Source organism: Methylophilus sp. (genome assembly GCF_035460085.1).
Lineage (GTDB): Bacteria > Pseudomonadota > Gammaproteobacteria > Burkholderiales > Methylophilaceae > Methylophilus.
Genome location: NZ_DATHWZ010000044.1, coordinates 1 through 12,902 on the forward strand (window position 1 = coordinate 1; position 12,902 = coordinate 12,902).

Here is a 12,902-nt window from a genome sequence, read left to right on the forward strand (position 1 = left end):
CTATTGCCATCAAAACTTCTCATGCTCTCCCAAATATCGCCACTGCCCCGCCGGTAATTTCCCCAAACTTATCCTGCCAATCCGGATCCGCTTCAACCCAACCACTTTCAAGCCCACCAGCTCACACATCCTGCGAATCTGCCGCTTGCGCCCTTCGCGCAAGACAAACCGCAACTGATCTTCATTCTGCCAGGAGACTTTGGCCGGTTTGAGCTGCACACCATCCAGGCTTAAACCATGGTTGAGCTTTGCCATGCCGCTGGCACTCAACTCACCCTCTACCCGCACCAGATATTCTTTTTCTACACTGGAATCATCACCAATCAAGACGCGCGCAATCCGCCCGTCTTGAGTCAGTACCAGCAAGCCGGTGGAGTCGATATCCAGGCGTCCTGCAGGCGCCAGTCCATGAAAAATCCCTCTGTGGAACGTTTTCTGGGTCGGGTCTTCTGACCACTGATTTTCGGGTTTCACCAAAACCACGGCGGGTTCATAACCATCTTCCGCCTGACCACTGACATAGCCAACCGGCTTGTGCAGCAGGATGGTGACATTTTCGGCCTGGTATTCTTTGGCATAGGTGCTGATAATAATCTCGGCATCCGCGTCTATACGTGTACCCAGGGCCTCGATGATCTCGCCATTGACCTTGACCCAGCCATTCACAATCCAGTCATCGGCTTCACGTCGGGAACACAGACCACGGTCTGCCATCACTTTGGATAAACGAGGTTGGGCATCCGGATCTGTTGGGGGGATAGGGCGTCTTGGTACCGAATCATCACGCCGTACAGGGCGATCGGAGCTATATTCTTTACGAGCATTGTGCTGAGAGTCATTTCGCGATTCCCTGCCTGGTGCATTGCGTGCGTCTTTACGCGCATAGGGTTTATCGCCTGGCTTGTGCTCATGCCTGCTGCGGTCCTGGCGCCCTGGCTTTTCTGTTCTGGCGTTTTGTCTGTCTGCAGGCGGCGCTTTCTCAACAACTTTAGGGACAGGTTTAGGCGGTGGTTGGGTGCGGTCACGCAGGGTGGGTGAGGCGCGACGCACCGGTTTGCTGCGCTTTGGCGCTTCTTCACTATCCGCAGGGGGTTTATTCAGTTTGATTGTGCTCAAAATACAGGTCCCGACTTGGTTGGGAAATAAAGTGCTATTGTAAGTTATCCAGCGGCTTTCACCGGACGAAAATTCAGGCTACCCGGCTCTTTACGCGCACTGCGGGGCATAAAATGCAGGATATCTTCTGCGCGCTTTAAATCCGGTTGCTGTTGGATATACTGTTTTTTCCAGGCGCGGTGCGGATTACTGATAATGCCAGCCAGCCACGCCGCCTGTATCGGATTCAATTTATCCGGTGCCAGATCGAAATAATAGCGGGATGCAGCATGCGCACCGCAAAGACTTGGACCTAGATCCACCGTATTCAGGTATAGCTCCAGGATATCGGTTTTGGTCAGTGCAGATTCCAGTTGCACGGCATAGAGCAATTCCTCTACTTTGCGCTTCCAGGTACGTTCGCCGTTAGTGAACATGTATTTCGCCAGTTGCTGGGTAATGGTACTGCCGCCTACCTGTTTATCAGTGCTTTCCTTGCCCAGCAAATGCTGCATTTGTGCAATGACAAAACCGGGATGATGTTTGAATTCGGCATCCTCGGCGATGATGGTCGCTACAGGCAACCAGCGCCCAAGCTTGTCGTAAGACACCCATTGCATGTTTTCGGGATGTTTATGTTCATCCAGTAACGGGCAATCATATTGTATAGGTAGCGTAGTGGCGGCGCTTATATTCAGCCCGGAGACAGCCATCGCATTCAATTGCGGTTGTGCACTCCACTCCTGCTTGGGCCAGCGCAAAGTACCTGATGCAGATAATGAACCGGAGACCATTGCGTCGCGTATTACCTGAGAATGTGGTTGCAACGGTTTGAGCAATGCCTGCAATGGCGTTTGCGGCAGTTCCCAGGTCAGTTTTAAACTGCGCATGCTGACTTTGCCGCTGAAATCTATTTTAAACAGCGGCTGCTGTTCACCTACAGAAAGGTTCCCATGAATATGGTCCTGGTCCATCTGCAGCCACAGTTCGACCATCGGCAGGACAATCGGCTGGTCACTCACCGATTTCGCCTCTATCCAGCACTGGCGGCAGCGGACCCGCAACCCATTTTCGTCGGATAATTGGATATCGCCATGGTGTATATTAAATGCCTGCCTGTCTAATAGCCAACGCCCGGGGGCTGAAGTAGCCAGCATTAGCAATGGCACTACCCGCACCTGCACCCCACCAGCCACGGGCAATCTGACGCGCCAGGCCTCTGTGTCATAGGGCTGCCAGATCCAGCCAGCCAATGCCACCACCGTCATGCCAATGACGACCAGCAGCGTGACGATCAGTCTTTTAAACCACAGTAACAGCATGCGTACAGCCTACACCACCAGGCGCTCCACGATTTTGCCTTGTTGCAAATGGCTTTCGATAATCTCATCGATATCTTCGTTATCAACAAAGGTATACCAGACCGCTTGCGGGTAAATGACCATCACCGGCCCCTCGCCACAACGGTCCAGGCATCCAGCACGGTTGATACGCACTTTGCCGGTGCCTGCCAGGCCTTGTTTCTTTACCTGTTTCTTCATGTGATCAAAGGCCGCTTCAGCGCCGCGGTTCATGCAGCAGTCTTCGCCTTTTTCGCGCTGGTTAAGGCAAAAAAACACATGATATTGAAAGTGACTTTGATTCATAAGGTTGCTTTCTGATGCCGCTTATACAAAAGATCAATTGAAAATACCACAGAATAAGATTACAGAAAAACAGAGTATGAAAAACACCTACTATAAAACCTTAGTCACTTTACTCTGTTGAAAGTTGGTCTTCTTTGCTGAATGTCCAGGTACGGGTAATGCTCAGCACATCGGTGTCCTTGCGGATGTTTTCAGGAAAAGCCGGGAAGGGCGCGGCGAGTTGCACAATGCGGCGCGCGGATTCATCAAGTAAACGTTTTCCAGAGCTCTGCTGGATTTTAATGCTTTCGATACTACCATCGGCGCGAATAGCTACGGTCAATTGCAATTTTCCATACAGCTTTTGCGTGCGGGCCGCTTCAGGATAATTAAGATTCCCTACCTGCTCGATTTTTTGCCGCCATTGATCCACATAGCTGGCAAACCGGTACTCGCGGGTGCGCGCACCAATAAACTGCCGTTTGGGACGCATTTCGTAAGCATCCTGCTGTTTGGCGATCAAAGCTTCCAGTTTTGCCATTTCCTGCAAGGCCATGATTTCCTGTTGTGTTTGCACCGGTTGATTCAGGGCTTGTGGCGCGGGCTTTCTGGTGGCGGCCTGCGTTTGTGACAACGGCAGTGCTTGTACGCTGGTCACGGCCTGGCTTGCTTTAAGCTGCGTCAGTAGCGCTTGGGCCTCCTGCTCAAGTTGTGCGACACGTTGTTGATGTCGCTGTAATTCCGCATCCTGTGGCGTGGCAGGAATGGCTGGCTGCATGGTGGCTTCAGTGGCTTGCGGGGTGGTCGCCGGCATTTTCTGCACGCTGGGCAACGGACTCTTCATCTGCCGTTTTTCGTCGGTATTGCCACCACGATCCAGATTGGCTTGCGCCAAAGCATCTGCTTTTTCAGGTGCCTGCCGGGTTTTGCTGTTAACCAGCATCACCTTGAGTGAAGGAATCTGGTCTTTCAGTGCCTTTAATTCAGGTTGAAAATGTAGCGTCAATAACACCGCATGCGCGAGGAGCGAAAACCATATGGCCCATACCAGAGGCGAACGTTCACGGAAGCGCATAGGGCATCTGCCGCCTGGTTAGCCCTGCAATGCCTGTAGTAATTGTTGGTGTACGCCACCAAAGCCGCCATTACTCATCACCAGTATCTGGTCGCCAGGTTGCGCCAAGCGGCTGACCGCTTGCACCAATTCGGATAAATCATCAAAGGTTTGTGCTTTGCTTTGCATGGGGGCGAGGGCAGCCGCAGCATCCCAGCCCAGGTTATTGGCGTAGCAGAATACGGCATCCGCATCACGTAAACTGTCGGGCAATGCGTCTTTCATCACGCCCAGCTTCATGGTGTTTGAACGTGGCTCTAGCACTGCCAGGATTCGGGCTTTGCCTACCTTGGCACGCAGGCCTGCGACAGTGGTCGCAATCGCAGTCGGATGATGGGCAAAATCATCGTATACCGTGATATTGTTGACGACGCCTTTGATTTCCATGCGGCGTTTAACATTTTTAAATTCGTTTAATGCTTCAATCGCAATACAGGGTGCGACACCGACGTGGCGTGCAGCGGCAATCACAGCCAGCGCGTTACTGCGGTTATGTTCACCCATCAACGCCCAGCTGACATTGCCCTGGCGCTCGCTGTTAAAAAAAACATCGAAGCGACCTTGTGCATCCACATTGCCTACTTGCCAGCCTTTAGCACTGTCTATGCGCTCCACTCCGCTCCAGCAGCCACGCGCTAATACGCGGTCCAGGCTCTCCTGCTGATTGGCGACTACCAGGCCTTGTTGCGGCACGGTACGTACAAAATGGTGAAACTGTTTTTCAATCGCTGGCAGGTCTTCAAAAATATCTGCATGATCAAATTCCAAGTTATTCAGCACTGCAGTGCGTGGGCGATAATGGACGAATTTGGAACGCTTGTCGAAAAAGGCGGTGTCGTATTCATCGGCCTCAATCACAAAGAAGGGCGAAACAGATTTCGGGTCTTGCCTGGGTGTTTGCGGCAAACGGGCAGACACCCCAAAGTTCTCCGGCACGCCGCCGATCAGGAAACCCGGTGCCAGACCAGCATATTCAAGTACCCAGGCAAGCATCGAAGAAGTCGTCGTTTTGCCATGTGTGCCGGCAACTGCTAATACCCATTTACCTTGTAAAACGTTTTCAGCCAGCCATTGCGGGCCGGAAATATAAGGCAGGCCTTGATTGAGGATTTCTTCCATCAAAGGGTTTCCGCGTGCAACGACATTTCCGATCACATACATATCGGGGTTGAATGCCGTCTGGCTCGGGTCAAAACCTTCGATCAACTCAATGCCCTGTGCTTCCAGTTGCGTACTCATGGGTGGGTAAACATTGGCATCACACCCGGTGACACGGTGCCCGGCCGCTTTTGCCAGCACAGCGATGCCACCCATAAACGTACCGCAAATACCGAGAATGTGAATATGCATAGAATTTACCGAATCAATTTAACGAGTGCATTTTACCAAACAAGCTTTAATTCCAAACAAGCTTTAATTAAGCTACAGCTTAAAAAGATAGCGGACATGACTGAGGCAAAAGCGGCAGCGAAAAAACTCAATTTTTCGCAAATAATGGCAGGTATTGGCGACAGCGCGCTGAAATATCGCTGGCCTGGAAAATATCTGTAATCACTGCCAACGCATCTGCACCAGCGGCGATCAGTGGCGGCGCATTCTTCAAAGTGATTCCACCTATACCAACTACGGGTATGGAGAGCGATTGCTTGGCCTGAGAGAATAAGTCTATCGTAGCGCGTGGCGCGTCTGGCTTGGTGGAAGAAGGGTAGCAGGCACCAAATGCGATGTAATCTGCCCCTGCGGCCTGCGCCTGCTCGGCCAAATCAAAGCGGTTATAACAAGAAGCGCCTATGATTTTATCCGTACCGAGCAACGTTCTTGCTTCTGCGATTGCCCCGTCATACTGGCCAATATGCACGCCATCCGCATCCAGGCTGATGGCAAGAGCTACGTGATCATTGATCAATAAAGGGATATCGGCCTGGCGGCAAATGCTCAACAGCGCACTTGCCTGCTCAAACCGTAATGCGTCACTGGCTGTTTTGTGCCGATACTGAACGATTGCTACGCCGCCTTGTAACGCCTGTTTCACTTGCTTACACAGTAATTCTGTATCGTCACAGTCTGGTGTGACCAGGTAAAGCCCGTTAATGCTGTAGCTCACTGGCTTTTTCCTGTTCCTCGGTTTCGCGTGCCCAAAAGAACCGGTCCGGGATAAATTGACCCATGCCTGGACGGAAGGAGTGGCGCAAGGTCTGCCAGGTGAATTCCTGTGCTTCATGCACAGCTTCTTCAATGCTCAGCCCATGTGCCAGGCACGCAGTAATCGCGCTGGCCAGCGTACAGCCGGAACCATGATAGCTTCCTGGTAAACGTTCCCAGTGATAATCCTTGATCAGGCCTGGCATATTGCTTAGCTGCATGCCATACAGGCTGTTGACCACATCAATCGAGCGTTCATGAGTGCCGGTGATCATCACGTATTCAGTGCCCATTTCAAGCAGGCGCAACGCGCATTCTTCCAGCGAACTATGCTTTACTTCATCGCCTTCGTCGTAATAAGCGAGTCGACGCGCTTCGAGGCTATTGGGTGTAATCAAGGTTGCTTGCGGGAACAGTAATTCACACATCGCCGCCTGCATTTCTTCATTAGAAAGCTCATCGCCGCGCCCTGAGGTGAGAATCGGGTCTATGATCAAAGGCACATCAGGATAATCGGCCACGATCTCGGCGATGATGGCGACATTTTCTACGCTACCAAGTAAACCCAGCTTGAATGCGCTGACGGAAACGTCTTCGAGAATGGTACGCGCCTGATCATTGATCCAGTCCGCATCCAGCGGCATGACGCTTTCCACGCCCACGGTGTCCTGCACCGTGATACCGGTAATCACTGACAGTGGGTAACAGCCAATGCTGGCAAGCGCCATGATATCCGCTTGTACGCCGGCACCACTGCTGGGGTCTGTTGCTGCAAATGTAAGAACGGTGGGGGGAGTGTTAGCCATGAAAATTCCTTTGGAGCGGCTGACGGGAATCGAACCCGCGTATCAAGCTTGGGAAGCTGGCGTTCTACCATTGAACTACAGCCGCGAATAGCCCTTATTTTACTTGTATTTTACTTGGTTGGCTAAAAGCCAAAAGCAAAATGTCATTGTCCATAAGAAAAAAGCCGGACAACTGTCCGGCTTTTCTGGGATCACTAACCTAAGCAGACTGGATTAAATACAATTCGAACTGACACCATCTGGCAGTTTCACGCCTGAATTCAGGATAGGCGTACTGCCCAGGCTGTCTTCGTTGGTAGGACATGCCACTGCATCCAGATCTTCTTCATCACCCGCAGCTGGGTTCAGGGAAACGATGAACATCGTGTTCAATATCGGATTATTAGGAATCAAACCACCCAAACCGGCATCATCACGGGGAGAAGCGAAACCCAGTGCTGGCGGTGTTCCACCTCCGGTATCAGTGATACTGCCTGTGGCATTAGAAGTTTCAACAAACTGATAACCATACACCTGTTTACCCTCTGCAGTCACAATGACACCCGGAGCATTCAGGTCATAGGTTCCGGCAATCGGTTTATTGGTACCAACTGATGGGTTATCAAAGGTTGCCCCAGTGATAGGGGTTGCGGCACCAGCCTGGTCATTATTAAAGAACCCTGACAGGCTAGCATTGAGGCCGGACAAGTCTGTCACCGTATTATTGCCATCGAACGGTTTCGTACTTGTGCCATTCAATGTCACGTTCACAGTAGGTGCGACTTTGTAGATAAACCCATCGTTAGCACCAAGAATGGTGTCACCAAAACTGGCATTGTACTGCGTGAAATCATAGCTTGCCGTCAGTGCCGCACCACGCGTGTCAGCAGTTGGGCTGGTTGAATACACCAGCCATCTGCCACCCGCACCGGTTGTAATCGAGCCATTACCGGCATTGTTGAAATTACGCTCGGCTACCAGCTGAACGGCAGTCGCAGTGCCGCTTGTGGTGACGATATTGCCATTCAGGGTCAAGTCCCTGGCTGCACGCACCAGCAAGTCACCGGTCATGTCTGCAGATTCGACGGTGATATCATCGGCATCACGCACACTTACGTTACGGCCATTCACCACCTGGATCGAAGCGAACTGGTTAGCAGCGTTGTTGGCAGTAAAGTCGCCAGTACCGGTTTTCACAATCACGGCATTACCTGCAGCGTTGATCACATCATTCAAAGCCACGTTGCCGCCAGATGTGGTTTCAAATGTGGTAGCGGTATGCAGGTTAACCCTGTCGTTGTAGGTCTGGTTACCTGTGGTTTTCATGGTGGAACCAAAGATCTCGGTAGTGCCACCAGCATCCGTCGTCAAACTTGCCAGTTCTTTGGTTGCGCCTACGGATTGCGTAAAGTTGGTTGTGCCGTTGGTATTCACAGTGAGCGCACGATTGCCTGCCGCTACGGAATCCACAGTGCCGTTAAAATTCACATTACCGCCGGTGACGCCTCGGCTATCGATCACTGCATTGGTTGCAATCAGCGCATTGCCGTTGATATCAACAGTGCCGCCATTACCGGAGGTACCTGACCCGCCAGCCACGCCACCACGGGTATCGATGGATTGCAAGGTAACCGTTCCACCTACAGAAGTCAGATTCACGTTGCCGCCGTCACCTGCATTGCCGGAACCATTTGAAGCGGCTCCGCCAGCAGTGATATCACCAACTTTAACGCTGCCGTTGTTAGCGATGGCGACGACCTGGCCGCCAGCACCGCCAGTGCCGTTGGCGCTGGTTGGCGCAGACCCGTTGGTGTTGATATTACCAACAGTCACGTTCTGGCCTGTCAACAGGGCGGCGCCACCGTTGATGCCATCGCCATTTGCAACTGTTGAACCTGAGGTATCAATCTGGGTGGTACCCAGATTTGCATCGCCATTGGCAACCACGATCACATTACCGGTTAAGTTGACATCGGTGCCCGCACCGGTCTTACCCATGCCGTTGGTGTTCAGGCTACCGTTATTCATGGTCACATTATTATTGGCACCAATCAGGATATTGCCAGAAATAGCCACGTTAGAACCGCTGATTGGCACGGTTTGGCTAGTGGTTGATTCACCTGCCACGTTGATTTTAGTATCTTGTAAATCAATATTGCCTTGTGAAATCACCGCAACATTTCCGCCCTGGCCACCAGTGTAAGTCACACCGGTAGAAGCTGGATTAGCGGTATTGATTTCACCTGACATGGTGAGATCTTTGCCGGCTAGCAGCAGCACATTGCCGCCAGTTTCTTGTGTAGCACCACCACTTTGATCATAAGTATTGATTTTCATGTCGCCCAGATCAACATTACCGTTAGAGCCGATCATGACCATGCCGCCATTGGTTGTGACATCACTGCCGGTAGTCTGGGTGATATTTGCACCTGCAAGTGATACCACGCCTTTATCAGTCACGATATCGGCTTTTAAATTGAGGTTACCGATGTTGTTGCTATCAGAGTCGGCCGTGAGCGCCACAAATCCTGCACCATCAGCAATGATATTGGCATTCAGGTTGATATCGTTTTTAGCCAGCAACGTTAAGCTGACACCGGTATTGCCTGTCGCAGTTCCCAGGTTAAACTCGGAATTCACATTGATGTCTTTATTTGCCTGCAACACAATATTGGCATTGTTACCTACGCCAGTGAAACTGCCGCCTGCGCCCACATTAAAAACACTGTCCACACCGAAATTGTCGTTATAGGCTTCCTGATTATCCACGCCTGGCTGGAATCCGGAGGTGTTGGATGCAGCTCCATTGATCAGTGTGATATTTTCAGGGTCCAGTAATAAAGTACCTCTGTCACCATTCACAGCTGCAAGATTCACACGTCCTGCAAAGTCCAGGTAATTCTTGCCGGATACTTCAGTAAAACCGCCATTACCCCCTAGCAGGCCACCTTGTGCAGAGATGGATCCATAGAAACGGGTGGCATGGTTAGCCCATACAATCACCTTGCCGCCGTCACCTTGTTTGATCGCATCTGCCTTGATAGTCGCGCCACTGGCAATGTATGTTGTTCTGGCATTATAAACAGCGGCATTCGCGCCCTGATAATCGCCACCAACCAGTACTTTGCCACCGCCGGTATCGCCGGAAGCATCAAGCAAAGCGCCATTCATCAATGCTACCTGCTCACCGGTGACCTCAATGGTGCCGCCAGTCGTATTTTCACCTTTGGCAAGCAATTTACCGGAAACCTCTACTTTGGAATTATCGCCACCTTCAAGGCGAATCACGCCATCGCGTTCAACCAGTTGGTTGGCTTCGATGATGCCGGTGACGTTGATTGCAGCAGAGCGTGCATTCGTGGCTAATTGCACAATGCCACCATTCGCCTGGATCAATCCGCTATTTTTTACAATCCCTTCAACCGCTTGCGCCGTCAAGTTGGCCCTTACCAGGCCATTACCATAAAAATCCAGCACTGCTTCTTTGGCAGAGGCTAATACCACGCTGCCGTTACTCGCAACCAGGGTGCCTGCGTTTTCAACTTTTTTACCCAGCATGACGATATAGCCTTCATCAGCGGCTTTGATTGCGCCTTTATTAATCACGTTCCCGGCAGTATCTCCCCCGGTAAAATGGTAGCGACCCTTGAGGAAATCGTCATTAGAGATATTTAATGTAGATGCAACAATATTACCAACGTTAACTTCAGCATTTGGACCAAACAACACCCCATTCTGGTTAATCAAAAACAGGCTGCCGTTAGAGTTTAATTTACCCATGATTTCCGAAGCGCTGTTTCCAAGCACACGGTACAGTGCTCGACCTGCATCTGGCATCACTACATCCAGCTGATGACCTTCTAGCACACCGAATTTGTAGAAATTAACAATATTGACGTTGGCCGTATGGGTATATTGGGTATGCGTAGCGCTGATGTCTTTGATAGTGAGGTCACCTGCGACAACGCCAGCAACCACATTTGTATCCGCAAATGATGAGAAAGGCATTAAAGTTGCGGCGAAAGCAGTTGCAATCGCTACACGCCATTTTGTATCTGAAGTAAAAGATACTTCTCTTGAAGAGACGCAGTTGCCTGACTCTTTAGAACCATTCACCTGGCCATGCAACGAAGACTTGCCACTAGTACGTGTGCCTTCGGCAACGGCGACCCATGCCTGTTGCACCTTGCTCCAGATCAAACGATAAACGTGGTTTAGGGATGCTGCTTTCATGAAATTCTCCTCAAAGGCATTCCACTGATCCTCCAGGATCAGTGGTCTTCCATAACTTCTCTCATTCCTGATAATCAATAGTTTGATTCAGGATGTTTTTTTTGTCTGTAGCCCAGTATGACTAATGGGCTAAGATTAATTATTTTATATATTTGTATTATGAACTTGCTAAGCGAACTTACAACGATCTAAAAGTTTTTACGCAGTTGTGCCCACAATTGATATTCAGTATCACTGGCAGCACCATCAAGATCACGCTTTTGCTGCGAATAAGTGGTAGTTAATATCCACTGTGCGGGGAACTGGATATCCGTACCGACACCTATGTGATTTGACCGGACATGATTATCACCGCCAGCAGGATCGTGATTGAGCCTGCCACGACCTGCGTCGTAAAACGCGAATGGTGTCACAGATTGAATATAAGGGACTACATCTGCAGCCGTTGAAACAAATGTCCTGCGGAGATCAGTGCCTACCATCCAGCCCTGGTCAGCCTGGCTCGGAATTTCGGAGAACTGTCTCCAACGGTTAATCGCGCCAATACCGAATCTTTCAGCAATATCCAGGTTACTGTCAGTGCCTTGATAATCGGCACGGACTATCCAGTTAATGCCATTTTCAAACACTTGGGTACGGCTTGATGTCCAGTTCCATTTAATGAAACTTCCTTGAGTATTCAGCTGGTCCCTGTCATTCGCTTTGGCAGTTCCATCTTTGAAAGAGACGTTACCTTGCGTCAGGATAATCCCCCACTGATAAGCCACACTGCCGCTATCATTGATCCAGTCACCGACCAGGCCAAGCTCAAGACTGGCAATATCACGTCGATTATTAATCAAGAATAGATCTACATCATCATCCAGAATTTTGTAATTGCTACCGACTTTGAATGCGATACCTTTTTTGGTTTCACGCAACAGCGGATGCTCCAGAGAACCATAGAAATAATGCGCATCACCAGAGGCATCAAAGATTTTAAAATCTTTGCCAAGCTTGTAATCCACATAGCTGTAAGCCACATTCAAGATCGTGCCTGCATCACCCACCGGAGTGAAATAAAGGCTGCTCAGCGAGCGCTGGCCCCCATCGTTTGAAAACTTACCGATCATCGCTAACTGGTCGCCACGGCCTCTGAGGTTATTCACGGCCAGGCCAAAACCCAGGGTTTCGCGATTGGTGAAGCGGTTGCCATAGTTATTGGCGCTGACAAACCCGCTGTATGAGACACGTGGTTCGACCGAAACAGCAACGTCTGAACTACCGACCGCTTCACCCGGGTTCAGCTGCGAGGTGACCTGTATGCCAGGCAAACCATTCATCACCATCAGGTTACGCACCAGGTTGCGCTCGTTAAGCACCTCCCCTTTTTCAAGGCCGTATTGGGAAAGTGACTGGAAATATTCCTGATCAAGCCCTTGGCCTGTTTCAGCTTTTACATCGCCCAGTGTCCCTTCAAGGATAGAAAGCTCAACCACTGCTTCTGTCTCAGTAGTTTTCTGCAGATCCTGGGCAGGTAAATACACTTGCGTCAGCAAATAACCACGCTGACGATAATAATTACGGATTGTCCCAACCGCTTCGTTGAGCTCTTTCATGCCAATTTCGTGACCGGTTAAATACTCGACTTGTGCTGCAAGCACTTCGTTGGAGAATTGTTTGTTGCCGGAGAATTTGAATTCCTTGACGGTTATTTTTAGGCTGGATTTTTTCTGTTTCTTTTCTTGCACCGGCGTCTCTTCAGGCACCTGAATGACTGGCGCAGGTTGAGGCAGGATAGGCCTTGGCAGATTTTGCTGGATGTTTTGAACATCAGGTAATTGCACACCGCCCGCGAACGCCTGCACTGTGTAACCTATCGCCAACAAATTGACTACACTCCATCGTGTCATGTGATTTTTCAACATC

Annotated in this window: 9 protein-coding genes and 1 tRNA gene; all 10 read right to left on the bottom strand. The window is 50.5% G+C overall.

The genetic code is table 11. The features are described 5' to 3' along the window. Nucleotides 1-9 precede the first annotated feature (9 nt). The 10 genes from VK958_RS06685 to VK958_RS06730 all read right to left on the bottom strand — a co-directional run bounded on the left by VK958_RS06685 (nt 10) and on the right by VK958_RS06730 (nt 12,886). The gene (locus tag VK958_RS06685) at nt 10-1,116 is read right to left on the bottom strand and encodes a pseudouridine synthase (RefSeq protein ID WP_325240040.1); all 1,107 of its coding nucleotides are present in this window, start codon (nt 1,114-1,116) and stop codon (nt 10-12) included. 44 nt (nt 1,117-1,160) lie between these two features. Next, a complete protein-coding gene (locus tag VK958_RS06690) occupies nt 1,161-2,417 on the bottom strand; it encodes a biosynthetic peptidoglycan transglycosylase (protein ID WP_325240042.1) in 1,257 nt (418 codons plus the stop codon). Nucleotides 2,418-2,426: 9 nt separating this feature from the next. Further along, a complete protein-coding gene (locus VK958_RS06695; protein ID WP_325240045.1) occupies nt 2,427-2,741 on the bottom strand; it encodes a (2Fe-2S) ferredoxin domain-containing protein in 315 nt (104 codons plus the stop codon). Nucleotides 2,742-2,850: 109 nt separating this feature from the next. After that, nucleotides 2,851-3,795 carry an energy transducer TonB gene (locus VK958_RS06700; protein ID WP_325240047.1) on the bottom strand — a complete coding sequence of 315 codons (945 nt, stop codon included), beginning with the start codon at nt 3,793-3,795 and terminating at the stop codon, nt 2,851-2,853. Nucleotides 3,796-3,813: 18 nt separating this feature from the next. Then, a complete protein-coding gene (mpl, locus tag VK958_RS06705) occupies nt 3,814-5,184 on the bottom strand; it encodes a UDP-N-acetylmuramate:L-alanyl-gamma-D-glutamyl-meso-diaminopimelate ligase (protein WP_325240049.1) in 1,371 nt (456 codons plus the stop codon). A 127-nt stretch (nt 5,185-5,311) separates the two neighbouring features. After that, nucleotides 5,312-5,938: a thiamine phosphate synthase gene (gene thiE, locus VK958_RS06710; protein ID WP_325240050.1), complete on the bottom strand. Its 627-nt coding sequence runs from the start codon at nt 5,936-5,938 to the stop codon at nt 5,312-5,314. Beyond that, nucleotides 5,922-6,782: a bifunctional hydroxymethylpyrimidine kinase/phosphomethylpyrimidine kinase gene (gene thiD, locus VK958_RS06715; RefSeq protein WP_325240052.1), complete on the bottom strand. Its 861-nt coding sequence runs from the start codon at nt 6,780-6,782 to the stop codon at nt 5,922-5,924. The genes thiE and thiD overlap by 17 nt, the downstream gene beginning before the upstream one ends. A gap of 11 nt (nt 6,783-6,793) precedes the next feature. Then, nucleotides 6,794-6,867 (bottom strand) — tRNA-Gly (locus VK958_RS06720). Nucleotides 6,868-6,995: 128 nt separating this feature from the next. Then, nucleotides 6,996-10,994, bottom strand: a complete 3,999-nt coding sequence (locus VK958_RS06725; protein WP_325240053.1) for a two-partner secretion domain-containing protein — start codon at nt 10,992-10,994, stop codon at nt 6,996-6,998. Nucleotides 10,995-11,182: 188 nt separating this feature from the next. Beyond that, a complete protein-coding gene (locus VK958_RS06730) occupies nt 11,183-12,886 on the bottom strand; it encodes a ShlB/FhaC/HecB family hemolysin secretion/activation protein (protein ID WP_325240054.1) in 1,704 nt (567 codons plus the stop codon). Nucleotides 12,887-12,902 lie beyond the last annotated feature (16 nt).